This window comes from Psychrosphaera aestuarii, from assembly GCF_017948405.1.
Lineage (GTDB): Bacteria > Pseudomonadota > Gammaproteobacteria > Enterobacterales > Alteromonadaceae > Psychrosphaera > Psychrosphaera aestuarii.
Genome location: NZ_CP072844.1, coordinates 2,246,329 through 2,272,258 on the forward strand (window position 1 = coordinate 2,246,329; position 25,930 = coordinate 2,272,258).

General features: G+C 38.3%; 23 protein-coding genes. All 23 read right to left on the reverse strand.

From position 1 onward, the window contains the following. Position 1: 1 nt before the first annotated feature. The 23 genes from rfbC to J9318_RS10330 all read right to left on the reverse strand — a co-directional run bounded on the left by rfbC (position 2) and on the right by J9318_RS10330 (position 25,768). Positions 2 to 547 carry a dTDP-4-dehydrorhamnose 3,5-epimerase gene (rfbC, locus tag J9318_RS10220; protein ID WP_210559827.1) on the reverse strand — a complete coding sequence of 182 codons (546 nt, stop codon included), beginning with the start codon at positions 545 to 547 and terminating at the stop codon, positions 2 to 4. Next, positions 544 to 1,428 carry a glucose-1-phosphate thymidylyltransferase RfbA gene (gene rfbA / locus J9318_RS10225; RefSeq protein ID WP_210559828.1) on the reverse strand — a complete coding sequence of 295 codons (885 nt, stop codon included), beginning with the start codon at positions 1,426 to 1,428 and terminating at the stop codon, positions 544 to 546. The genes rfbC and rfbA overlap by 4 nt, the downstream gene beginning before the upstream one ends. Continuing rightward, positions 1,421 to 2,467, reverse strand: coding sequence for a DUF1972 domain-containing protein (locus J9318_RS10230; RefSeq protein ID WP_210559829.1), 1,047 nt, complete (start codon positions 2,465 to 2,467; stop codon positions 1,421 to 1,423). The genes rfbA and J9318_RS10230 overlap by 8 nt, the downstream gene beginning before the upstream one ends. Position 2,468: 1 nt before the next feature. After that, positions 2,469 to 3,257 carry a 2OG-Fe(II) oxygenase gene (locus tag J9318_RS10235; RefSeq protein ID WP_210559830.1) on the reverse strand — a complete coding sequence of 263 codons (789 nt, stop codon included), beginning with the start codon at positions 3,255 to 3,257 and terminating at the stop codon, positions 2,469 to 2,471. Continuing rightward, positions 3,254 to 4,084 (reverse strand): glycosyltransferase family 2 protein, encoded by an 831-nt coding sequence (locus J9318_RS10240; protein WP_210559831.1) that lies wholly within the window; start codon positions 4,082 to 4,084, stop codon positions 3,254 to 3,256. The genes J9318_RS10235 and J9318_RS10240 overlap by 4 nt, the downstream gene beginning before the upstream one ends. Further along, positions 4,074 to 5,291, reverse strand: coding sequence for a hypothetical protein (locus J9318_RS10245; protein WP_210559832.1), 1,218 nt, complete (start codon positions 5,289 to 5,291; stop codon positions 4,074 to 4,076). The genes J9318_RS10240 and J9318_RS10245 overlap by 11 nt, the downstream gene beginning before the upstream one ends. Further along, positions 5,272 to 6,345 carry a glycosyltransferase family 4 protein gene (locus tag J9318_RS10250; protein ID WP_210559833.1) on the reverse strand — a complete coding sequence of 358 codons (1,074 nt, stop codon included), beginning with the start codon at positions 6,343 to 6,345 and terminating at the stop codon, positions 5,272 to 5,274. The genes J9318_RS10245 and J9318_RS10250 overlap by 20 nt, the downstream gene beginning before the upstream one ends. Before the next feature lie 23 nt (positions 6,346 to 6,368). Beyond that, the gene (locus tag J9318_RS10255; RefSeq protein WP_210559834.1) at positions 6,369 to 7,643 is read right to left on the reverse strand and encodes a hypothetical protein; all 1,275 of its coding nucleotides are present in this window, start codon (positions 7,641 to 7,643) and stop codon (positions 6,369 to 6,371) included. Then, a complete protein-coding gene (locus J9318_RS10260; protein ID WP_210559835.1) occupies positions 7,644 to 8,900 on the reverse strand; it encodes a lipopolysaccharide biosynthesis protein in 1,257 nt (418 codons plus the stop codon). After that, positions 8,893 to 9,966, reverse strand: coding sequence for a UDP-N-acetylmuramate dehydrogenase (locus J9318_RS10265; protein ID WP_210559836.1), 1,074 nt, complete (start codon positions 9,964 to 9,966; stop codon positions 8,893 to 8,895). Before J9318_RS10265 ends, J9318_RS10260 begins: the two co-directional genes overlap by 8 nt. 26 nt (positions 9,967 to 9,992) lie before the next feature. After that, positions 9,993 to 11,024, reverse strand: coding sequence for a Wzz/FepE/Etk N-terminal domain-containing protein (locus tag J9318_RS10270; protein WP_210559837.1), 1,032 nt, complete (start codon positions 11,022 to 11,024; stop codon positions 9,993 to 9,995). A gap of 192 nt (positions 11,025 to 11,216) precedes the next feature. Next, the gene (gene galE, locus J9318_RS10275; protein WP_210559838.1) at positions 11,217 to 12,248 is read right to left on the reverse strand and encodes a UDP-glucose 4-epimerase GalE; all 1,032 of its coding nucleotides are present in this window, start codon (positions 12,246 to 12,248) and stop codon (positions 11,217 to 11,219) included. Continuing rightward, entirely contained in the window at positions 12,248 to 13,414 is a 1,167-nt protein-coding gene (locus J9318_RS10280; protein WP_210559839.1) for a nucleotide sugar dehydrogenase, read from the reverse strand. Before J9318_RS10280 ends, galE begins: the two co-directional genes overlap by 1 nt. Positions 13,415 to 13,463: 49 nt before the next feature. After that, the gene (locus tag J9318_RS10285; RefSeq protein WP_210559840.1) at positions 13,464 to 14,471 is read right to left on the reverse strand and encodes an NAD-dependent epimerase; all 1,008 of its coding nucleotides are present in this window, start codon (positions 14,469 to 14,471) and stop codon (positions 13,464 to 13,466) included. 66 nt (positions 14,472 to 14,537) lie between these two features. Beyond that, positions 14,538 to 17,267, reverse strand: coding sequence for an SLBB domain-containing protein (locus J9318_RS10290; protein ID WP_210559841.1), 2,730 nt, complete (start codon positions 17,265 to 17,267; stop codon positions 14,538 to 14,540). Positions 17,268 to 17,392: 125 nt separating this feature from the next. Further along, positions 17,393 to 18,010, reverse strand: a complete 618-nt coding sequence (gene cysC / locus J9318_RS10295; protein ID WP_210559842.1) for an adenylyl-sulfate kinase — start codon at positions 18,008 to 18,010, stop codon at positions 17,393 to 17,395. Positions 18,011 to 18,028: 18 nt separating this feature from the next. Next, on the reverse strand, positions 18,029 to 19,462 hold the full coding sequence (gene cysN, locus J9318_RS10300; RefSeq protein WP_210559843.1) for a sulfate adenylyltransferase subunit CysN: 1,434 nt from the start codon (positions 19,460 to 19,462) through the stop codon (positions 18,029 to 18,031). Then, positions 19,462 to 20,370 carry a sulfate adenylyltransferase subunit CysD gene (gene cysD, locus J9318_RS10305; protein ID WP_210559844.1) on the reverse strand — a complete coding sequence of 303 codons (909 nt, stop codon included), beginning with the start codon at positions 20,368 to 20,370 and terminating at the stop codon, positions 19,462 to 19,464. The genes cysN and cysD overlap by 1 nt, the downstream gene beginning before the upstream one ends. Positions 20,371 to 20,572: 202 nt before the next feature. Next, positions 20,573 to 22,072, reverse strand: coding sequence for a peptide MFS transporter (locus J9318_RS10310; protein ID WP_210559845.1), 1,500 nt, complete (start codon positions 22,070 to 22,072; stop codon positions 20,573 to 20,575). A 176-nt stretch (positions 22,073 to 22,248) separates the two neighbouring features. Continuing rightward, positions 22,249 to 22,680, reverse strand: coding sequence for a diacylglycerol kinase (locus J9318_RS10315; RefSeq protein WP_210559846.1), 432 nt, complete (start codon positions 22,678 to 22,680; stop codon positions 22,249 to 22,251). Between the two features lie 59 nt (positions 22,681 to 22,739). Beyond that, the gene (locus J9318_RS10320) at positions 22,740 to 23,519 is read right to left on the reverse strand and encodes a DUF2884 family protein (protein WP_210559847.1); all 780 of its coding nucleotides are present in this window, start codon (positions 23,517 to 23,519) and stop codon (positions 22,740 to 22,742) included. An 84-nt stretch (positions 23,520 to 23,603) separates the two neighbouring features. Further along, positions 23,604 to 24,143 carry an Lcl C-terminal domain-containing protein gene (locus tag J9318_RS10325; protein WP_210559848.1) on the reverse strand — a complete coding sequence of 180 codons (540 nt, stop codon included), beginning with the start codon at positions 24,141 to 24,143 and terminating at the stop codon, positions 23,604 to 23,606. Continuing rightward, a complete protein-coding gene (locus tag J9318_RS10330) occupies positions 24,140 to 25,768 on the reverse strand; it encodes an Lcl C-terminal domain-containing protein (RefSeq protein WP_210559849.1) in 1,629 nt (542 codons plus the stop codon). The genes J9318_RS10325 and J9318_RS10330 overlap by 4 nt, the downstream gene beginning before the upstream one ends. Between the last annotated feature and the right edge of the window lie 162 nt (positions 25,769 to 25,930).

A 25,930-nucleotide genomic window follows, 5' to 3' on the forward strand; every position in this document is an offset into this window, starting at 1 on the left:
ACTAGAAGCTCGGGGCTTCTGAAAAGGGTAATCCATTCTTATCCTTATCTGATAACAATGGCGCTTGGCCGTTTACGAGAGGCCAATCAATTTCTAATTGAGGATCATTCCAAAGTACACTTTGTTCGAATTGGGGTGCGTAATAGTCTGTGCACTTATAGACGAACTCTGCGCTTTCTGAAGTTACATAAAAGCCATGTGCAAAACCAGCAGGAACCCACAGTTGACGTTTATTTTCTGCTGACAATAATGTTCCAAAACTTTGCCCATAAGTTGCACTACCTGCTCTCATGTCTACCGCAACATCATACACTTCACCAGATACAACACGAACCAACTTACCTTGCGTTTGTTCAGTTTGGTAATGTAATCCGCGTAATATACCTTGTGCAGATTTACTGTGGTTATCTTGGACAAAATCAACATCCGCAATGTTAGCTTTAAACCAGTCAGTTCGAAATGTCTCTAGAAAAAATCCGCGTTCGTCCCCGAACACTTTAGGCTCTAGAATCTTGACATCGGGAATAGTGGTTTCAATAATGTTCACGAAAATACCTTTTCATCTATTAGTTTAAGCAAGTACTCACCGTAGCCACTTTTTCGAAGAGGCTGCGCTATTTCTTTTAATTTCTCAGCAGATAACCAGCCGTTTCTAAATGCTACTTCTTCTGGGCAGTTAACCTTTAATCCTTGCCTTTTGTCGATGGTGGCAATAAATTGAGCAGCAGCCAATAAATCATCGTGTGTACCGGTGTCCAGCCATGCCGTTCCACGGCCCATGATCTCGACTTTTAATTCGCCAGCATCTAGATATTGCTGAATTACATCAGTTATTTCTAATTCACCACGAGCTGAAGGTTTTACATTTTTTGCAAACTCTACCACTCGACTATCGAAAAAATACAAACCCGGCACCGCATAATTTGACTTTGGTTGAGCTGGCTTTTCTTCAATACTTATTGCATTCCCCGCATCATCAAACTCAACAACACCATAAGACTTTGGATTTGAAACATGGTATCCAAAGACCGTACCACCAACCTCTTGTTCATTTGCAGCTTTTAAAGACTTAACAAGGTCGTGGCCATAAAACATATTATCCCCGAGCACGAGCGCAGCTGCTGCACCATCAAGAAACTCTTCCGCCAGAATAAATGCTTGCGCTAAGCCATCAGGGCTTGGCTGAACTTGGTATTCAATCTTAACGCCAAAATTATCGCCATTACCTAATAACTCTTCAAAGCGCCCAACCTCTTCAGGTGTAGCAATAACTAGTATTTCCTGTATTCCAGCTTGCATTAACGTTGCAAGTGGATAATAAACCATTGGTTTATCGTATACTGGCATTAATTGTTTACTTACAACTTTGGTCAGCGGGTATAATCGAGTGCCGCTGCCACCGGCTAAAATAATTCCTTTTCTATTCATCAAATAAATCCAAGTATTGTTGTTTTACTATATCCCACGTGTACTTTCGTTGGGCTATTTCTTTCATATCTTTGCCATTGCTTGCTTTTTCTGGAGATTTTATAAGCTTAATCAAATCATTACAATCAGAAAAGTAATACGCCTTCTCTTCAGTAGATGCCCGATTATAATTACAATCAAACGCTAAAATCGGCTTTTTAAAATGCATCATTTCAACTAGAGAGGGATTTGTTCCGCCGGCTGAATGCCCATGAACATAAAATTTACACGCTTCGCGTATTAAGAAAAGTTTATGTACGTCATAAATTGGGTCAATTATTTCAATATTCGAAAATTGACTGTAGTAACTCTTCAGTGATTTACCGTACTCGCTATTATCCCAATTACCAATAAATTTTAAATTCCTACTTGTTCTACTAAAGCTTTCAAGAATAAGTTCTACGTTATTCTCGGGTTCAATTCTGCATAACGCTAAAGCATAATCTTCATCACAATCATTCAACTCTTGTACGATTGCATGATCACCGCCATATGCGATTACTTCGGATTTTATTTCGTATTCAGAAGTAACATAGTCGGCAATGCCTCTATTGTCAGCAACGATAATGTCAGAGTGTTTCACGGCTAGATTTTCTGAAAACTTGAGAAAACGTTTGGCCCATGCCCCCCACTTATCGCGCTTCCATTCAAGACCATCAATATTTGTCACTATTTTAGCTTTACTAAACAAACGAACAAACGGAAGACAGATAGCCCCAGAAACACCTAGAATTAGTATCTTTTTTGACTTTCGTATAAATACCGAGTGCAAAATAGACCAAATATCGTAGGGCACGCTTTGTATTCCATTTGCTTTTAAAGGCAAATAAACTAGCTCTGCATTTTTATAATTTTTTATTTTCTCATCGTAACTTTTTGCCGAACAGTAAATGGTAAATTCATTTGATTTGGAATTATCATCTAGTAAGTTTTCCACTAGAGTTTCAAAACCACCATAACAGGCTGGCACACCAACGGTACCGATTATCGAAATATTCATTTTATTTATTTTTTGATGTCCCAGAGCCAATGAGTTTTGATTTTAATTTCACCAACCTAGGCATATGTTTACCTAAAAGTTTTCGTAAAAAGCCGCCTTTTTCAGGGTACCAAACGGTCGTCCTAACAACTCCTTCATGGTCTTGTTGAGTGTAACCATAAGCAGCAATAGACCTGCGATATTCCCCATCAGGGAATTTAATTGGAGCATATCCATGTAATGTATAATCACGTGTAAACATTATAACGGCTCGATTAAATAAAGGTTCTATTAAATGAAGATTTGCATCTTCAACTCTACCATCAAGCAACTTTAACTCACCTCCATAATCCTTTTTCCAATCTTTATTTAAATACAGAAGAATATTCACATTTCTAAACCAACTCGGTTCATTAGGATGATAATTAAAATCAACATGCATATCTAAGAAACTATCCTTGCCGCCTTGGTGTAACCCCCCGCCATGAAAATTGGGATCGATAAAGATGTTCTCACCTGTAATTTTGCATAGCAGTTCTTTAAACTCATCGGCTAACAACTCACGTTTCAATGTCTTTAAATTAGGATGGATATCATCAAATAGAGCTTTTTCAAATTTGTTTTTAGCAAATATGAAATCTCTACTTTTGTTCACCTCACCTTCTTTTACAGCTGGTATGGCAGCAACAGCTTCCAATAAAAGATTTTCATCACAAAAGTTATCAATTACAACATGCTCAAAAGGTTGAGCATTTAAAAATTGGCTTTTTAACTCTTCGACTTTTCCATTTAATAAATCAAAGTTAATCATTTCTCTTTTAACCTTTTAAAATTTAAAGTTATTTTTAAATATAAGTAGCGAAAAAAACTAAAATCCTTATGTTTCTTTCCAAATCCAACTAACACACTGTCTTGTCGCAAAGTTTCGGCAATATTAGTCATTTTGTTTAAAAAATATTTTATGTTAACTATCTTATTACCAATTTGATTCTGAGAATGTTGTCTATACAGAACAAGTTGCCGATCCAAAAATATCAGGTTCCCATTTAATCGAATGATACATGCAAACCAATGGTCGTGAACAATTTTGTTGGGCATTTGGTTAATTTTTAATATTAACTCTTTGGCATGTGCATTAATACAGAGTGAGCAGCCTGCGACGGGATTTTGAGCAAAAATACCTTCTTTATATTTCAGTATATGATTTGGATTCATTCTTTGAGATGACAAAAGAGACATACCTATCATTCTCAAGCTTTCATCTACGAGCGCCATATCTGAAAATACACCTGCCGGTTTCTTAAGACCTATTGATGCGATTGACTTTATTTGTATCTCACACTTTTCGCTACACCAAACATCATCCTGATCACAAAAAAATATATAATCGGCGCTTGAGTACTTTAGTAATTCGAAAAAGCTTCTAGATGATCCAAAATTAACACCATTAGACTCTACAAGTAATACCTTATTAAACCTAAACTTATTATTATTTAAAACATCAACTGTACCATCGCTCGAACAATCGTCTCTAACTATTAGGTTTACTAAAACAGACTTTTGATTCGATAATGATATTAATTGTTCCTCTAAGTATTGCTCTCCGTTATAGGTTGAGAGCAATATATCAACTTCCATGCTTGTTCTCCCATAGCATAAAGTAATGAAATAAAAAAAACGGTACTGCCGAAACGCTAAGTAAATATGGATTTATGAACGAAGATAAAAATAACATCATAAAACTAAATGAAATTAACAATGTATCTTTATTTATTTTCCTTTTTACAAAAGTAAAATATGGAAAAATGAAAAAAAAGAACAAATAAAGCAAAGTACCTACAATGCCCAATTGAACAAGTAGAGTTCCAAATTGGAATTCATAAACATATGGCTTATATTCACTTCTAGTGTAATTAGGTACGTAAGCGGTTAAGCCATGTCCTAATATAGGTGCACTCGAAAAATACTCCATAATTTTTTTAGCTTGTAATGATTTAGTATCTAGTGAAGACGAGTCATTAACTTTTATCATTAAAACATCTAAAACACTTTTTGAAGACCCATCACTAGAGTGTTCCATCTTAGCAACTGATGATAAGAAAATTAGAATTGTAAACAGTATGTATACAGGTGCTTTTTTACTGTACAAAATTAGATGGAATATAAAAACACAACTAATATATAACCAAATAAACCTTTGAAAACTAACGATACAGGCCACAAAGAGTATGGTTTGAAATATTAAATATATTTTGCTTTTAAAATACCCTTTCCTTATAAAAATAAGGCCTAACAAAAAGCTAAATGACAACATTAGTTCATTTAATAGTGATACCCTTACAAACTTCTCATTCCCCCAAAAGAGTTGACTCGATACGCCAGGGAAATTATTCTCAAAAAAAGCGACTATTGACTTCCCCGAAATAAGACCAACTAAAGGAGTTATTATAATCATAAGTTTTACGATAGCTAAAACTATGCTAAGAGAATAACAATAACGTAAATGTACCACAGAGCTCTTCATCAAACATTCAGCTCTGCCAGTGAGTATAATGACACTAATTATTAAAATAGTAGGAAGAAATACCATTACATCTTCCTTAAAACGCCAATAGACCAAGGTATTTAGAGCCGCGACTATAAACATTAAACTTAAAACTGTAAAAACAAATAGTTCATCTTTTTTAAACTTAAACTTTCTAACTAAAATAAAAGTAAGTAAGAATAGAAGTATACTAGCTATTTTAATTTGTAGCATCCCTGATGCGGGCACTAATATTAATGTAGCCAATAAAAACTTAAATGAGTATGCTGTTAAAACGTTTTTAGAAAACATATCTTTCAAATTGTTTTCTTATGTTATTGACATCGTGTTTTTCAATTAATTGAAGGCAAATCCTAGGTAAATCTAATTCATTAATTTGGTTAGAAATTAGTAAATTAAAGCACGGTTCAAGTTCACTCGAAGTATGGCTACTACTATTACGACCGGAGTAATTGTTATACGAAACAGCATCTATATTTGATAGTGTTAAGACTCCTGAAAAATTCCCTCCCTTCTTTCCTTTTACATGTCCTGCGATAATAGTCGGTATTTGCATCATAGCAGCCTCAACAGCTGACCGACCAACACCAACAAATACTTTTGCATTCTTATTTACGTAGCTTAATGCGTGCTTTCTTGGCATTGCTCCATGAAACTTAATGTTGGGATAGCTTAAAATAGCATCCTGTGCGAATTCTGAAGTTGATTCACCAATTACTTCAAATAGTAAATTAGGATAATTACTTGCTAAGTTACAAAACGCTTCGATAGATTCTTTTTTATCTTTGTGTACGTGCGATAACATTATTATCTTAGAGCGTTCCACACTGTTTATTTCTATATCTAAATTAATTGGATTATAAATAACCTCAGATCTTATGTTGTGATTAAGTAAGTGATCTCTTACCTCATTACTAACAGATATATAATGATCGGCTTTACCAAAGTGGCCTTCTAAACAGCTGTATTCATTAGGTAAAATATGGTGAACCACTTTAATCACCTTAAATCGAAAAACCTTCGACAAGCAAAGAGCCAATATAGTAGGAAACGGATGCGAACATATGACAACCCTTAACTTACGAAGACTATTAAAGTATTTTAAACCTACGAATAAACAAACTATAGGAATACATAAAAAATATACCTTTTTCATTAAGCTCAATGCTGAAAATCGATCAGTATCTAAATACATGTTATTGAACTTGTTTACTTTAACTTCCTCAGGGGATCCCTGCCCACCACCAGAGTATAATTCCGCTTCTATTCCTTTCTGTTTAAAGCTTTGTGCCAATGCATAAAAGTACTGCTCTGCACCACCAGTACGAGTATAATTTATAAAGAAACCTACCATTTAAACCTCTATTAATTTAAGCATTATCTAGACAGTTGAATACCGTAGCAATTAAGTTTGCTTTCCAAATTTTCGTAACCTCTAAATACTTGCCCAGCATTTTTTATTGTACAAACTTTAGAAAAGTTAGAGCCAATAATAACATTAAAAAAACCAGACCTAAGGTCGTAAGTGTTCATCGTTATATTATCGGTACTCTTTATAGTCCATTTGGTAATAGTCGCTTTTCCTACCTCTATATCAACCTCTACACCTAACTGCTTTAACTCTTCTAGATATTTAAAACGCAAAGGGTAAATTTCATCAACTATAGTCCCACCTGTATATAGCATTAATGGAGCTATGACCGGTTGATAATCAGTGCCAATCTTGGGATAAACGCCAGTTTCTAACCTCGGCTCCTGCCCTTCAACTGGTATGAAACGTTTGACTCTGACATCTGAAACGCTGCCATCTTTGTTTTTAAGTTCTAATTCGACTCCTAAACTTTTTAAAAACCTTAATGGCTGTTCCATATATATGTATGGAACTTTTTTAATTAAACTTGAGGATTTACTAACTACGGAGAGTACTATATAGCTCAGAGCTTCAATACGATCATTTATTACACGATGGGTAACCTCTAACCCAAACGTCTCTGTGTTAGATACACTTATTACCCTGTCACTAATTTTAATATTAGAGCCACGTTTATTCAAATAACTAATTAAGTCAATGATTTCTGGTTCAATTGCTACGTTTTCAATTGTGATCGAATGCTTAGTTTGTAATGATGCAAATATTAAATTAATTGTTGCACCTACACTTGGAAAACGAAGCTTAATTCTTTTGTCTCCTTTAAATATTTCTCCTGATATAATTGTACTACTTTCGCTATCAGAAACAGTGAACCCAAGCTCAACAAAGCCATCTAAGTGTATATCAATCGGACGTTCACCAAATGAGGAACAACCACCCGATTTCGGAATAGTAATATGGGTACACCCTTTACCCAACAATGCTCCCATTAAAAGAGTTGAATACCTTATTTCAGAGTTTCTGGGAGAGTTTAGCGATACTTTCTTTGGAATAGAATTAGAATTAATATTTAACTCTGTACCATTTTGAAAAGTCATATCTAGATCGTCTGACAAAATCTCTAGTAGCTTTTTTACATCTGTTAATTGAGGAACATTACTAAATGTACATTTTTCAAACATTACGCTTGCACAAATTAGCGGTAAAACAGAATTTTTAGCCCCAGATACTTCAACGCTTGAAGTCACATCACCAACTTTTTGAACCGTTATTTGTTCCATTTATTTTCCTTTTATTAAAAATTTTATATCGTAAAAAAACAAACCTTTATAAGAATGAGTTAGTAACTTAAATGCCTTTTTGTTAAATACATTTAATAAAAAGGCATTTAAAAAACCCGCAAAAACCATTATTAGGGAGGCACCAAACACTCCATATACCGGGATAAAAAGAAATAGTAAAACTCCTGAAAAGATAATGGTTATTAGATTCTTAATAAGTGCAAAAGTTATCAACCCTTCCTGATAGTACCAGACGCTATGAAGCTGAAGTGCACTAGACGGAATTAAGGTAAACATATAAATGTAGAATATTGTTAATGCACCTTCATATTTATCACCAAATATAAAAACAAAACTGAAGCTTAAGATAATACTAGTCAGCATCATTGTTAAATACACAAAAAGAAAAGTTAACTGGTTTAGTTGTCGAAACAAATGCCCATCTATTTCATTTTCTTTAGCCGTTTTAGCTCGAACTATTAAAACAGTATTAAATGCTACAATCGGAATAAACAATAAAGATGCCAATCTTGATACCAGTCCTAACTCTGCAACATCGTTAAGACTTCCAAACACTTCGAGCAATATAATATCAATTCGGGATTGTAAAATTGCTACAATTGCTGAAAGGCAAAGCGAAGCCAATATTGACGGCTGAAAGAACTTTAAATTAAAACAAAATAATAATCCTTTTAAATACTTGGCATATTTAATTATAAAGCTTAGTAGCAGAACAAATAAACCAAGTACTGATTCAAATACAACTATCTGAATAGCATCTGAAAAAGAAATACTTTCATTAATTACAAAATCTAAATAGAAGACGCTAATACATATGAGAATTAAGAAGTAGGATACAATATTAACAAATATCAGATTGTTAGCTCTATTATAACTCTCAATAAGTGACGATAAAGCTAGCATAGAACCAGAGAAAACCATTAATGAGATACTTTCATCGAAGACTCCAATCGAACAAATAATTACAATTGAAGCTAAAAGAAAACGCAAATAAAAATGGTTTAAAAAACATTTGACTTTTGAGCTTACACTTTTATTTTCCAATATTTGCTGTAAGAAATAATTATCGCTCCCAATAGTAAAAACCACTAAACTTATTTGACGGTAGATAAGCAAAATCATAATTGAGCCAAAAACTTCTACTGTCGCATAGCGACTTAATAAAACGAGAAATACCAGTGAAAATAGCGCTTTAAGGCCCCTATCAAAAATATTTAAAAAGGAATCTTTAACCATTAGTAAGTTCTATGTAAATAGCTTGCTCTTGCTCGAATTGCGCAGTTTCATTTACTTCAAGTATTGCTTTATAAACAAATTCATTTTCAATTTTGATTTTATCTTTTTTATCAACTAATTGATAAATTGAATTAAAGTGTTGCAATATTTTTAATGTTGAATAGCCTACATTTATAAACGTATTTAAGTTTCTTCTAGAGATGACATCGAAATCAAGAGAGAGCTTTCTACATTTTGTAACATAACAAGTAAGACCAAAATCCGTCGGGTCTTTTCTATTTAGCATCTTAGAAAACCTGTTGTAAAACAAGTAATTATAGAATTTATATTTAATTTTTGTTAACAGTGAGGTATTTTCCATTAGTAAGTTATGTAATTTGTCGTCTAAGCAAAAAATTGACCCTAAGTTCGGATAATTAAATTCTTGATAAGAATGTCTAGCGGCATGAAAAACCCTCATTCTTTTTTCTATTCCTTCGGCTTCTCCCTTTTCTAGCCCTGAAAAAGTTGTCGAAAGCAGTAAATAGTTCCCTCCTAATAAAATTGAAGATCGCTTCCCAAAGCACAATTCAGCTTTACTCAATTTTTTGACGTGTCCATTATGAAGAACTTGGCAAGATTCAACATAGTCACTGATGTTGTATCCGTATGCTCCTGCATTCATCGTAATAGCACCGCCCAGATTTCCGGGTATTCCTTCCAGCCCTTCAAATCCTTTATACTCTTTATAAAGAAAAAACCTTGATAGCTCTGAAATATCAACGCCAGCCTCTGCAACGATTCTATTTTTTGTATCTATTTTTATTGATCTAATTTTTTTTAAGTTAAGGAAACAAGAGTAAACAACTGCATCAGAGAATAGTAAATTGGTAGTATTTCCTATTACTTTCCATTGAATGCCAACTTTTTTTGCTATATGTACGAACCGTTCAACTTGCAAAATAGTGGCTGGATAAACGATCAATTTTACTTTTTTACCAGTCTTAGAGTACGTATAAGAAGCTAGGTTTACATCTTTCTCAAAAGCTATTTTTTCTTCGAAAAGAAGGGAAATTAACTTTTCCATTAACTTCTCCCTAGTATAATTCAACATTAGCCTATCTCTGAGTTTGGGTGATATCTAAAAACAATAAAAATAATAAAGGTTAAAACGCCAAAAACAGTAGATAAAAATACTATTAAAAACCTTTTAGGCCCACTTTTCTTTTCTGGAAGCATTACTGAAACCAGGGTTTTTATTAAATATTGATCATTTACTTCAGCCATAAGCAAGGTTTTAGAGTGTTGTTCTATCATATTGTAAAAGACTTGTTGCATGTCAGCATTAGAAGTTTCAGAAATTTTATTTGCTAAAACTTCTATACTTTTCTCTGCTTCTTTTTTGTCTAACTCTTTAAAATAGCCATTTAACTCAACTGTTAGAAGGTTCACAAGCTCTTTAGCTACATAAGGTGAGTAATGGCTAACTCTAAGTGTTATTAAACCTGAAGTTTTGTCTTGTTCGAACGTTATACTTTCTACAACTTTTTCGTATGTTTCAAAACTTGTAGGCTCTTGACTTCGGCTGTCAATAGTCAGCCAGATATTTTTTTTCGAATCATAAATATCATCATCATATATTAAAGTGTTAGTCTTTTGATCCCATTTGCTGGCAGCCATAAAAGTTGGTTTCAAATCATATTTATTTACAAACCCCTCAATATACGGCCAACTTTTAACCAACTCTAGCGCATGTTCGATTTTATTTTCTGAGTTACCAGTTCCAATGTCGAGTCCTGCGATTGTGGCTAAACCACTATATTTAGAAGCAAGGGCACTAATTCCTCCTGCAGAGCTCTGGCTAGACGGAACTAATACAGTACTAGCTGTATAAATGTTTGGTAAAGAAATAGAAAATAATAAAGATAAAGTGGCGCATATTATAGCAACCAACATTACCTGTAACTTCTTACTCCAAATAATGGAGGCTAATTCTCTAATATCTATGTCACTATCACTATCTTCTAGAAATTCACTACGAGAATAGTCACTAACGTTATCTACCAAGCTTTTCTTTAGCTTAAGATTCGAAGCATCATTATTTTCTGTGTTATATCTTGAGTTGAAGGCGTCATCTTTTGACATCGTAATTCCTATTTGTTCGTTTTAATAATTTAAAGGAACGCGCTTTTATTGATTATTTGTTTACAGCGTAGGAACGCCGCTAAACCAATAGATAAAATATCTATGTCGACTTACCCTAATGTTAGCTCAACTGTGTAATTTATATCTAATGGCATGCCGTATCGGCTATTCTCCGTAATAAGTAAGTCTGAGCTAAATTACCACTTGCACGGAGGAGTTTTGCCAACGCCAAGTATCACTCAGCATCTCTTTCAGTCCAAACTCAGCTTTCCAACCAAGTTCTTGTTCTGACTTGTCGGGGTTTGCCCAACATTCAGCTATATCGCCTGGACGTCGGCCGACAATTTCGTATGGTACTTTTTGGCCAGTTACGGCTTCAAAGGTTTCCACCATTTCTAACACTGAGTAACCTTGTCCTGTACCCAAGTTATGGGTAATAACACCGCTTGCGTTGTCGATTTTTTCTAAGGCTTTTAAATGGCCTTTGGCTAAATCAACTACGTGAATATAATCACGAACGCCAGTGCCATCTGGTGTGTTGTAGTCGTTACCAAACACACTTAGTTTGTCTAATTCACCTGCTGCTACTTTGGCAATAAAAGGCATTAAGTTGTTTGGAATACCTTTTGGGTCTTCACCAATCAACCCAGACTCGTGCGCCCCAATTGGATTAAAATAGCGTAATATCGACACTGACCAGTTGTTGTTCGACGCGGCTAAATCCCTAAGGATATTTTCCATCATCAACTTACTTTGCCCATACGGGTTAGTGGCGGAAGTTGGAAAGTCTTCAGTAATAGGTACCGAAGCCGGATCACCGTATACCGTGGCCGACGAACTAAATACAAATTGATGCACACCGGCTTTTTCAAGCTCTTCTAGTAATACTAGCGTACCAGTCACGTTGTTTTGATAATAAGTAAGGGGGATTTGTGTTGACTCGCCCACCGCTTTAAGCGCTGCAAAATGTATCACTGATTTAATGTCTGTATGCTCAGCTAATATTTTTTGCAGTAGATCACGGTCACGAATATCTCCTTGATAGAAGTAAAAATCCTTCCCTGTGATTTTTTTCACTTTGTGTAAACTTTCTTCCGACGAGTTACACAAATTATCAACCACTACGACGTTATAGTCGGTGTTTGTATCTGTTAGTAATTCTACTATAGTGTGCGAGCCAATGTAACCAGCACCGCCAGTAACTAATACTGTTTGCTTATTCATTAATCACTCCCAAACAAATCTCGGGTATAAACCTTGTCAGTAACGTCAATAAGCTCATCAACCATGCGGTTGGCTACAATCACATCACTGCTTTGTTTAAATTCATTTAAATCTTTAATAACTTTTGAACGGAAAAATTCGTCTTCTTCTAAAACAGGCTCATACACCACAACTTCAATGCCTTTGGCTTTGATACGTTTCATGATGCCTTGTATTGCTGACGCCCTGAAGTTATCCGAGCCGGTTTTCATGATTAAGCGGTACATGCCCACTACTTTAGGGTTACGACGAATAATGGCATCGGCAACAAAGTCTTTACGCGTGGTATTAGCATCAACAATAGCGCGTATTAGGTTTTGCGGCACCGCACTAAAATTAGCGAGCAACTGTTTGGTGTCTTTTGGTAAACAATATCCACCATAACCAAAAGATGGATTGTTGTAGTGACTGCCTATTCTTGGGTCAAGTCCTACACCTTGAATTATTTGTTTACTGTCTAGGCCATTAATTTCTGCGTAGCTATCTAGCTCGTTAAAGTAAGCAACACGCATGGCTAAATAGGTATTCGAGAATAACTTGATGGCTTCAGCTTCCGTGGAATCGGTAAAAAGCACATCAACGTTTTCTTTGATGGCGCCTTGCTCAAGTAAACCTGCAAATACTTTGGCTCGTTCTGATTGCTCACCGACAATAATACGAGATGGATGTAGGTTGTCGAATAACGCCTTACCTTCACGTAAGAACTCGGGTGAGAATAGAATGTTATCAGTATTAAATTGCTGTTTAATATCAGCGGTAAAACCAACGGGTACGGTTGACTTAATCACCATCACCGCATTTGGGTTAATGGCCATGACGTCTTTTATTACCGACTCAACCGATGAAGTATTAAAGTAATTGGTTTCTGGGTCGTAATCCGTTGGCGTAGCTATAACAACAAAGTCAGCATCACTATAAGCAAGCTGCTTATCTGTGGTTGCCGTAAAATTAAGACGGTCGTTTAGCAAAAACTCGCTAATTTCTTTATCAACAATAGGTGACTGACGATTGTTTAGCATCGTCACTTTTTCTTCAACAATATCCACCGCAACCACTTTATTGTGCTGCGCTAGTAGCATGGCATTTGACAAGCCAACGTAACCAGTTCCTGCAATTGCTATTTTCATACTAATTATATTCCGTTTTAATCATTGAGTTGTCGATACAGCGGACAAGTTAAACTTGGTAAAAGTCTCGATACCATTGCACAAAGTGTTTAATGCCTTCTTTGAGTGCTGTTTTAGGTTGGTAACCCACGGCGTCAAACAAGTCTTGGGTGTCGGCCCACGTTTTATAAACATCACCGGGTTGCATTGGTTTCATATTTTTAGTGGCAGTAATGCCAGTGGCACTTTCAATGGTTTGTACAAACTCCAATAGCTGTACTGGATTGCCATTGCCAATATTGTACAGGCGATAAGGGGCTGAGCTGCTTTTTGCCGTGCCGGCTTCTGGAGTCCAGTCTTTATTGGCGCTAGGTACTTTTTCTGCAACACGCACTATGCCTTCAACAATGTCGTCGATATAGGTGAAATCTCGGCTTAAATTGCCATTGTTGTAAATATCAATGGCATCACCGTCGATGATTTTTTTGGTGAATTTAAAAGGTGCCATGTCTGGTCGGCCCCATGGACCATAAACGGTAAAAAAGCGTAAGCCTGATGTCGGTAAATCATACAAATGAGAATAAGTATGACTCATTAACTCGTTGGCTTTTTTTGTAGCGGCGTATAAGGAAATAGGATGATCAACACTGTCGTCACAGCTAAACGGCGTTTTCGTATTTAAGCCATACACTGAACTAGAAGACGCGTAAACCAGGTGTTTTACCTTGGTCTGTCGACACCCTTCTAATACCGTTAGGTGTCCGGTTAAGTTAGAATCTGCATACACCAGTGGGTTGTCGATAGAATAACGAACACCAGCTTGCGCCGCCAGATGTATAACGATGTCAAACTGTTGTTGTTCAAACAAGGCTGCCATGCCATCGCGATCGGCAAGATCAAGTTTAATAAAACTAAATTCAGCAACGGGCTCAAGTTGAGCTAATCGAGCTAGCTTTAATGCAGGATCATAATAATCGTTCAGATTATCGATACCGATAATTTCATGACCCTGATTAGACAATGCCTGAACAACATGAAAACCAATAAAACCCGCCGCACCTGTAACTAAATATTTCATTTTAAAATCCACTTTACTTTTAAAAGACTAACTCTCGTTAGAAACTGATATCAATTACTTAACGGTTTAAAGCCTACCTAAAGCGGCCAAACCTACGGTCAACTGATAGAAAATAGACGTGGCTTTTTCCCATAAGGTTAATTGGTCGGTGTAATTCGCATCAAGTGGAACCACGATTGTATCACCAGGATTAATGGTGGTTTCATCACCGCCTAACCAAGTGTAATCTGGGATATCCACTAAGCCGTTGGCACGGATAATATAAACACGGTCTTCGTCAGCTTGTTGACGCAAACCACCGCTTGAACGTAAATAGTCCTCTAGTGCCCAATCTTTGCTGTGTATATGAGAGGTAGCCACTTGCACTTCACCAATCACGTTAACTTCGCGGCGATACGTTGGAATAACTAACTTGTCGCCGTTTTCTAATTGAATGTCGTAGCTGTCGTCACCTAGTACTTTTTCTAAGTCAATAACTAACCGGCCAACACCCTCAACGGTTGTTAATTGGTTAACTAAGGTTTGTACCTCACCCACGGCAATGCTGGCATACGACGACGAAATAGACTTAAACGCTAATTCTTTGCTTAAGTTACGGGCTAAATCGCGTGCTTGTTTTTGTTCTAACTCTCTTAACGATTCACGGGTAAAAAACGCGGCTTCTGATGACGCAAAGTTAGTCAGGCCACCTGCGCGCTGAATCACATTAGCTAAACCTTCACCCTCACGAATGGTATAGGTACCCGGAAATACAACTTCACCGCTTAATGTAATACGAGACTCTTTTTGCCAATTGGCTTGCTGATAAACGTTAACAACATCTTTAGGTTGTACGGCTATATTGGCCGACTTATCGCCATTTAAGGCTTGATGTAATGAAAAGCGCACATGAGTGCTGTCTGATGCATTCACGCTATTGTTGATACGCGTAATTTCACCAACGTCTAAATTTGCCGACTCTTGAACGCCGCCCGCTGAAGCAATTACGTCAAGTATTGTTGCATTTGATGATATTGGATAAACCCCCGGGAAATTAACTTGTCCTGAGACTTCTACCGTTGGTACTAGTTGTCCTGGTAATACATTGGCTTGCAACAACTTCACAATTGGCAATATAAGCTCTTGGCGACTTAATGATTTTGTTGAGTCCAGTGCTTGTTGTTGAATTTGCAAGTCACCGGTTTTTAATTGGTATAAATAGTTTAATTCTTGATCATCTTTTAATGCAGCGATGTTAAGTTTTAATAATTCTTGCTTTAACGAGTTTGCTGCACTTTGTTGCGCTGAGTAAGTAAGGTCTAACTTTTCATTTGTTGAGATATTTGGAATATCATCCAGTTTTGCTGCAACTAGCTCACGCTTTTTCAGGCTATCAGCCATAAAGTCGTTTTGATCATAGCGATTAAAAAACAGGACTAAATCGTTGGCAGATAATGTCACGCTTGAGCCCGCTAGTGCCGCTCGTGGCGCAAAATTATTTAAGCTGATAGTACCGTCATTATTTTCACTAACAATAAGCGCGTAATTCATGTCGGTAGACTGAGTTAAGTCATCGGCGTTCGTAATTAATTCGTTTAACGTCATCCCTTCTACAAAGGCATAGCTGCTTGGTCTAGATACTGCACCGGCAACATGTACTACTTGGCTAAATTGCTGAGATATTGGTAAAACTCGAACCACATCACCCGCTTTTACGCTTTGCTTCGCCGACGGTTCTGTTAAATCGATGCGTTTTACCACACGCTGATAATTTGTATCTAGGGTCGTTAGTAATACATTTTTTGGATACGCTAGCGAGGTTAAACCACCCGCTAATTTGATTGTTTCGGCAATGCTTTCATTTGCCTTCACTTCGTAAATCGCTGGGCGACGCACTTCGCCGTATACTTTTACTTGTGATTGAATTGAGTTTACAAAAACCACATCACCTTGTTGCAGTCGAGCGTCGCTAGTTACATCGCCTTGGGTGAACAATTTATATAGGTCGAGCTTAGATACGGTTTTGCCTGCACGCTTAAGTTGAATGTCACGTAACGACCCCACTTCGTTTGGGCCACCACTGATAAACAGGGCGTTGGTCATGGTTGATAAACTAGATAATTGATATGCGCCCGGCTTTTGGACGTCACCAACAACATAAACCTGTATGTTGCGTAAGTTAGCAATTGAAACAGAAGACTTTATGCCGATCATGCTCACTTCAACGAGTTCAGCAATGCGTGTTTTTACTTCTTGGTAAGTTAGTCCTGCAACGTTAACTGGCTGTAATTCCGCAAAAGTAATCTTACCTTCGTTATCTACGGTAACTTGTTGTGAAGATGACTCTTTACCAAATAAGTTTATTTCTAGGGTGTCGCCCGGCCCAATCATGTAGTCGGCTGGCACGGCGGTGTTTTCACCTGGGACAAAAGCCGTTTGCATGTCTTGGAACATGTCGTAGCCAAACGGTTTTAAGTTGTTTAGGTCGTGTTTATTCTGCGTTTTTTTTGTGTTAGTCAGTGCTTGGTCTAACGCACTATTGGTATTTTGATTGTTTAGATATTGTAGTTCTGGTGCTTGTTGTTGACCGTTCTGAGTTTTGTTACCCGACATGTCAAAACTATTAAGGTCGATACCAAACTGTTTTGCTAGCGCTTGCTGTTGCGATTTAGGAAGTTTTTTAAACTGCTCTATTTGCGCTGCCGATGGCGTGGTGGAGATTTGCGCGGTGGCAAAGCTTGAACATAACAACAATGTAGATGAAAAAAATGTTGTTGCTAAAAGCGAAACGAACCCTTTGGAAAAGGCCTTGTTCATATATCTATCCTCAGAAAACTACTAACACGTTAGGTAAGGACGCCGTACTGTAATCCTTTACCTAAAAATCGACGTTGAATAATACATTAACTGATTATGACTTGCACCAAGTTTGCCTAAGTTATTTACACAAAAACGTTTCGAATTTTTAATTGCTCAATAATTAAATCTACGCACTGCTCTACCGACTGGCCCGCTGTGTTCAAATGTATTTCTGGACTCACTGGAATATCATAGGGCGAATCGATTCCAGTAAAGTTTTTGATACTGCCACTTCTGGCTTTTTTATATAAACCTTTTGGGTCTCTTTTTTCACACACATCTAACGAGGTATCAACAAATATCTCAATAAATTGGCCTACCTCTAGCTGATTTCGAACCATTAATCGGTCTGACATAAAGGGCGAGATAAATGCCGTTGACACAATAAGGCCGGCATCAACAAATAACTTGCTGACTTCTCCAATACGGCGGATGTTTTCGACTCTATCTTTATCTGAAAAAGTTAAATCTCCATTTAAGCCGTGTCGAACATTATCGCCATCTAACAAGTATGTATGGCAACCTTGTTCAAATAGTCTCGCGTCGACCGCATTCGCAATGGTGGACTTTCCTGCGCCACTTAAGCCGGTGTACCATAATACAACGGGGTTATGGCCGTTGGCAGCACTGCGTTGTTCACGAGTAACGCTTTGTGGATGGTTCACGATATGTTCTGAGGTTAACTTGCTTGATTCGCTCATATGAAATCCTAATGCCCGCTACTTTTTAAATATTTCTGAAATGTCTTGGGCACCCCAATGCGGGAAGTGCTTTCGAACTAAGGCGTTTAACTCTATTTCAAATTCTGAAATATTCACGTTTGAATGAGGCATAACGTTACGCCCTTTACCTTTTATCATGCCAGCGCCAACGGTTACATTGGTGAGGCGGTCAATAACAATAAACGCGCCCGTCGCTTTTAAATGGTCGTAATGGTCAAATGCGACTTGGTGATTTAACGTAATTTGGCATTGCCCTATTTCATTTAACTCAAGCCTTACTGCGTCTTGCGTTTCGATCGTATTGACGTCAATTTTATAGTCTAAGTCCCGTATCGAGCCCGCTATTTTTTTGGACGCAAACTTAAAGTTAAATTGTTTGTTAGGCACCATAGGTTGCTCAGACATCCAAATTAAGTTTACTTCAAGTTCATTCGCCACTAGCGCTTGATTATTCGCAAGGGTAATGATGTCGCCACGGCCTACATCGATTTCATCGTTTAAGGTCAGTGTAACGGCCATTCCGGCATGTGCTTGAGTTAACTCGCCATCAAAGGTAATTATGTTCTTAATTGAGCTTACTTTACCAGATGGCAACACGCTAACAACATCGCCTACTTTTATAACACCTGATGCAATGGTTCCGGCAAAACCTCTAAAATCGGAGTTAGGTCGATTGATATATTGCACTGGAAAACGAAAGTCTTCTGCGTTGTGCAAATTAGCGGAGTTGTTAATCGGCGTCGTTTCTAACATTTCCATTAATGTTTGACCAAGATACCATGAGCTTTGTTGCGACTGTAAGACGATGTTGTCACCTTTTAAGGCACTAATTGGCACATATTGGATATTTTCTAATTGCAGCTGCTGCGCAAGCTCGGCGTAGTCTTTTTGAATACTCTTAAATACCGGCTCGGAGAAATCCACTAAGTCCATTTTGTTGATGGCCACGATGATGTTTTTTATACCCAGCAAAGAAGCGATAAAACTATGTCGACGGGTTTGGGTTTGCAAACCGTAGCGAGCATCAATCAGAATAATGGCAAGATCTGCCGTTGAGGCGCCGGTTGCCATGTTACGCGTGTATTGTTCATGTCCGGGAGTGTCGGCAATAATAAATTTACGTTTGTCTGTTGAGAAGTAACGATAAGCCACATCAATGGTTATGCCTTGTTCACGCTCAGACTGCAAACCGTCGACTAACAGCGCCAAGTCAAATTCTCCATCTGTGCTGTTAAAGCGTTTAGAGTCGCTTTTTATGGCGGCCATTTGATCTTCAAATATCATTTTTGAGTCATGCAATAAACGACCAATCAAGGTGCTTTTGCCGTCATCTACCGAACCACACGTTATAAATCGCAATAATGCTTTGTTTTCATGCTGTTTTAGATATTCGTCGATATTCGTTTTGATTAAGTCGGATTGATGTGCCATTAGAAATAACCTTCTATTTTCTTTTTTTCCATCGATCCAGCTTGGTCATGGTCTATCATTCTGCCTTGACGTTCAGAAGTTTTTGTTAACAACATTTCTTGAATAATTTCCGGTAACGTTGTTGCATTTGACTCCACAGCGCCCGTTAATGGATAGCAGCCTAGTGTGCGAAATCGAACCATTTTCATTTCTGGGGTTTCGCCTGCCTCAAGTGGCATGCGCTCGTCGTCTACCATAATGAGCATTCCGTCACGTTCAACAACTGGACGTTTTTTTGCTAAATAAAGTGGCACAATTTCTATATTCTCAAGGTAGATGTATTGCCATATGTCTAGCTCGGTCCAATTTGATAACGGAAAGACTCGAATACTTTCCCCATTATCAACATCACCGTTGTAGATATTCCACAACTCTGGGCGTTGCTGTTTTGGTGCCCACGCATGATTCTTATCTCTAAATGAATACACGCGTTCTTTGGCGCGCGTTTTTTCTTCGTCCCGGCGCGCTCCACCAAAGGCGGCATCATAACCACCCGCATTAAGTGCTTGAAGAAGTCCTTGGGTTTTCATGATGTCGGTGTGTTTTGAACTGCCATGCGTGAAAGGCCCAACATTGTTTGCCGCCCCTTCTGGGTTAATATGAACGTTTAAATCTAGGTCATACTTTGCTGCTATTTTGTCGCGAAATTCAATCATTTCTTTGAATTTCCATTGCGTATCAACATGCAAAAGAGGGAATGGTAACTTCGCTGGGAAAAAAGCTTTTCGGGCTAAATGAAGCATTACGGCTGAGTCTTTCCCGATAGAATATAACATCACAGGATTGTTAAATTCAGCAGCGACTTCTCGAATGATATGAATACTTTCCGCTTCAAGTGCTTTTAAGTGCGTTAATTTATGTTTGTCCATTTACAACTGCTACCCGCTAGGCGTTGGTTAATTTGTGATCAATTCGTTTTTGCCACTAATACGTTAAGTAAAATAACACAAAAAAACCAGCCGAAGCTGGTTTTTTAATTAAACTAAATTTATTACTAAACTGCGTTTATTTATTGAGACGGTATTGAACGGTATCGACACGAAGTCGTCTCGCTACCTTAGCATCTCAATATTACAGGTGCTTCTCTTGAGTACCTTCATGAGTACCAACAACAGATAGTTCTTCATCAATTTTTGATTCAACGTCTTCAACCGGTTTGAAATCTTCTGCGCCGTGCATCCAGTCTACTAGCTTGTCGCTTAGTAACCATAAACAGATACCGCCTAGGAAGGCCATAACGGCTACGCCACCAAAGGTAGACAATGGACCTGCATCACCAACCATTTGACCAATTGCTGCTGCAGCATAGTTACCTAAACCAGAGAATAGGAACCACATACCCATTAACAATGATGTATATTTAAGTGGTGCTAAACGAGAAACCATTGATAGACCAATTGGTGATAAACATAGCTCACCCATTGTGTGGAAGATGTACGCCATCACTAACCAGATAACGTGCGCTTTCATGTTTGCATCGTCACCAATTTGAAGTGCCGCACCTACCATTGAAATAAAGCCTAAACCAAGGAAGAACATACCTAGGGCAAATTTCTTTGGTGAGTTTGGCTCAGCTGCGCCCATTTTTAACCAAATAGCGGCAAACATAGGAGCCATGATGATAATAAAGATTGGGTTTACTGACTGTAACCATGATGCTGGCATTTCCCAACCAAAGAATACAAGGTCAGTTTTATATTTTGCGAATAAGTTCATTGAACCGGCTGCTTGTTCAAAACCAGCCCAGAAAATAATAGTGAAGAAAGACATGATTAGAATAACTTTAACGCGATCACGTTCTTCAGGTGTAAGCGGTTTGTTTGCAACGGCAGCGTTGTCGCCTTTAGATTGTTTTGCTGAAGGCTCTACACCTACATCGCCTAAGTATTTATTAGAAAGTGCAAGTTGTAGCAGCACACCTAACAACATACCAATACCTGCAACTAAGAAACCGTATTGATAGTCATACTTCTCACCGACTGTACCAACAACAAAGTAACCTAAGATAGAACCTGTGTTAATACCCATGTAGAAGATAGTAAATGCTGCGTCACGGCGTTTGTCGCCTTCAACATACAAGTCACCAACCATGGTAGAGATATTAGGCTTGAAGAAACCATTACCAACAATAAGAAGTGCAAGACCTAACCATAAAAAGCTTTGTTCCATGCCTGGAATGAATTCATGCGGCGTACCAAGTGCAAATTGGCCTAACATCATTACAACGCCACCAAAGATGATTGATTTACGTTGACCCCACACGTTGTCGGCCATCCAGCCACCAAGTACAGGAGTTACGTACACAAGCATTGCATAGGTACCTAAAATACCCAGTGCTTTTTTCTGTAGTTCAGTCTGGTATAAATCATCAGCGCCAGCTGCGGCTGCATCAATACCAAAGTAAGCCATGTCCCAACCCATTGCCGTCGCAGTTGCTAAGCTTGATAGGTATAAAACAAAGATACCACGCATACCGTAGTAGCTCATGCGCTCCCACATTTCCGTTCCGAATAGCAGGAAGAGGCCCTTAGGATGGCCTAACATTTCACCTGCTGAGGCAGATTTATTCATAATTTACCCTTTTATTTTGTTTTTATAATATTTTTTATATTTATTTTTATTATTAAAAAAATTGACCTCAAGATTTATACAGTCATCAAAGACGGGTTGCAAGGCTATACCTGTACATTGCATAAATATGAAGCAAACTGTTTAGCGAATAGTCGGTTTTATACCTTATTTGTTATTTACACAAAAAACTTAATGAGATGAGCGGCCCATACTATGCCCGCAATAATCAGTGATAATGTAACAGCTGCGCTGGCCAGATCTTTTGCTCGCCCTGACAATTCATGACGCTCTAGTCCAACTCGGTCAACCACGGCTTCAATGGCTGAATTCAGAAGCTCAACAATAAGTACTAATAGCATCACGACAATCAGCGATACAAAGTCCATTATCGATTCTGCAATAAACCATGCAAGTGGGGTTAACACAACAAATAAGAGTAATTCTTGGCGAAAGGCGGCTTCATGTTTAAAAGCGGCTTTAAAACCTAAGATTGAGCATTGTGTTGCCTTAAGAATGCGTGTTATGCCGTGGCCATTTGCTTTTTCATTGTGTTTTTGAGTCTGGTCTTGAGTCGGCTTTTCAAGTGGCGGTTGTCGATTTGAATTCATTGATTTGGTCTGCTTATTTTTAACTGCATGTTTTGGCGGCTTCAGTTTGGATATAGCGCTTAATTATTACGACTCAAAATATCATATTTTCTAAGTTGCGGTATTTGATTCTGTAGTCTTGCTTCTGTTTTATCGAGCGTTTCAAAACGTTCACAAAAGGCAGCGGCTTTGCCCGCAAGTCGGTTAGCGTTATAGGCTAATGTGCGCTCAACGCTGCTACTTAGCTTTTCGACACTTTCATCTACGTCGTAACCTTGACCTTCTACTGAGCCTTCACTTTGGCGATAAGCCTCGCCCATGGCTCCTAACATTACTCGCATTGAGTCGGTAACCACTCTGGATATTTGTTCTGAAAGTTTGTCGGTAAAAAAGTCGTCGAGTTCATTTAAGCCTTGCGGAGCAATATAAAAATTATCACCGCTGCGTGCGAATCGCTTTAATAAACCGTATCTTAGCTCTAAAAAGTGATCTTCAATTTCTTGTGCTGCGTCGGTACCGGCAAAGTCTTTGATCACTTTATTTAATGCGTCAAAGCCGATGTCTAAACTGTCCATGGCGATGGTGACGATTTCTGGTAGTTCTTTGCGTAAGCCTAAACTGAATTCACGCAGTAAGTAGCGCTCTTGATCGGTAAGAGTGATGAGTTCGCCGCGAATAAATAACTCGGAGTCGTTGTTAATTTGCATTTGAGTACGACCCATTTCCATAATTCGGATGTGATCTGGCGAGATCAACAATCCAAACTTTAGACGAATTGGGCACTCTTCCGCCGTAGCTTGCGATGGAAATACTAAGCTACATAACGTAATCAGGGTTATTAAAATACTTTTGATAGGCAAAACTTCGACCACTTATAGGTTGCGACAATCACGCGCAATTAAACACGATGATCAGTTTGCGAGCAACCAGAGTTTAAATCAATGTTATTCAGCGTACCTGACCATGCGTACGTAGAAATCACTATTTTTATCGTTGCTGTCGATTCGACCATTAAAAAAGCCTAATGCCCACGCTTCGTCTTTTTTAGTGGCCGCTGTATTAGGTGTAGAGGACCAGTAATGCTGCGCCGGGGCTCCGTTAAATATGGTTAAGTTTGTTGCAGGATTAACACAGGCACGCTCCACAATCGAAGCTAATTCTTTGATATTAGGTACTCGCCAGTCATCAAAGTTACCAGCTTGATAAGTTGATGAGGCTTGCAATGCTTCTTGCCACGTCAGTCTGAGTGCTTCACCGGTACAAGTTTGTGTGGTGCCATTCCATTGTTGCCCGACTACGCATCGCGCCCAGGCAAGACCTGTGGTGGAGTCAATCACCATTTCTTGGCTAATATCTTCGGTAATAAAAATGTCGGTTGGTAATGTTGCGTCTGAACCAGGACAGTCTTGCGCCCACGCACTCGATACCGATAAATGGACTGCCGTTAAAAAACTGGCTAGCGTAAAAGATAGTATGTTCTTCATGGGTTTCTCACTAAACGTATATAAGCGCCAGATGTGCCTTTAATTGCTGAGTCGTCGCCATTTCTAACGTCGATTACCCACTGCAATGTTTCATTGCCACCTTCGATATTTATTTCCGATACCCAATAAAATAAGTGATTGAGTACTGCAGGATCTGGTGAATTGGGAAAAAAGTCAGTTGGGAATAAATTCGCGTTATCGAGTTCACCATAGTCAAGTATTTGCATTAATTCTAAGTAGGTCGGCAATCGCCAATTTGCGCCACCGCAGAAGGTGTCATCGTTCACTTCTTCAATAAAGGTTTCGCTACCGCAGCTTGCAGGATTTGAGCAGGATAGTTGGCCTGGTAACGAGTCATCTATACTGTAATAGTTTTCTACGCCATGTAATTCGCTATATTGCGGCGTCGCGTTCGCAACTTTAACTTCCCATACTAAACCAGTGAAATTATCGCGAATACAACTAAAAACGAGTGCATCATTTGGTAGCTCATCCCCGTTTATATCAAATTTTGTAAAGTCGAAGGTTTTATCGCCCGCACCACTTTTGTCAATCGCATCTCGTACTGAATCTCGTCCTGAGTCGGCGTCTTGATTTGGAAAATTGACGTTATCACAAGGCACAACGTCGGTTGCGCCATAACATTCAATAACGCCTGAGTCGTGCAAGCTGCCTAAGTTGAGCGGATTTACTGTGATATTGACCGTATCTGATTCGCTGTTACTGGCATTGTCAATCACCGTCACTTGAAAGGTGAGTAACTCTGTTGAGTCAACGTTTGGCGCAAAAAACTCGGCGATACATTGGTCGGCATTAGTCAAGGTTACGGTAATACCGGTTAACTGCTCCCACTGGCAAGATAAAACATTATCGATGGAGACACTGTCGGAGGCATCGAGTATGACTTTTGTGAATTCGTCCACAATTTGATCTTGGCCTGCGGTGGCTACTGTGCCTTCGGCGGCGGCAATTTGAATGTCTATGGTGTTGGTCGCTGTTAACCCAAAATTATCAGTCACTTGTAACTGAAAAGTGTAATTTGTTATTTGTGTTACATATGGTGCTTGAAAGGTGATTTCTCTTAAATTATTTGGTGAGAGTATTTGCAACGCAGGATTACTATCCACTTGTGTCCATTGGTAGTAGCGAATTTCACCGTCAGGATCGATACTATCTGCGGCCGATAACGAAATAACTTCAAAGGTTTCATAAGGAGCAACGGCATCGGTATTATTAGTAATGCGCGCAATCGGCTCCTCATTTACGTTAGTCACACTGATAGTTATTGAGTCATCCACTCGTTGTCCATCTGTTGTGGTATAGGTCGCCTTAATAACGATTGTGGTGTCGATATTAATTGTTGGCGCCACCAAGCTGACTTCTAACGCCGGATCTACCGGAAAGTCGCTAATAACAGGACCTTGCGTTTGCGTCCAAATTACGGAGCCATTTTCTGGATAAATAGATGCCGTTAAGGCAAAAGTTTGCCCTTCTAATACGGTAATGTCGTTGCCTATGTTAATGCTTGCTAAATTATTCCCCGACGGATCGGAAGATTCACTGCCGGAACAAGCGCTGAGTAGTAAGGTAAATAACAATACAAATATTAAATAATGACTTCTCATTTAATGGGTTATCCAGTTTTAACGTTATTTAATGGTTTTTGTTAGGCTAAATCTTATCGGCCTCAAGTAACAAAAATGCATGTGTCTAGCCAAACTAAAGCAATAATTACGCCAGCGCCTATTTAGGCTAGTATAAAAAAAGGCCACTTGAATAATCAAATG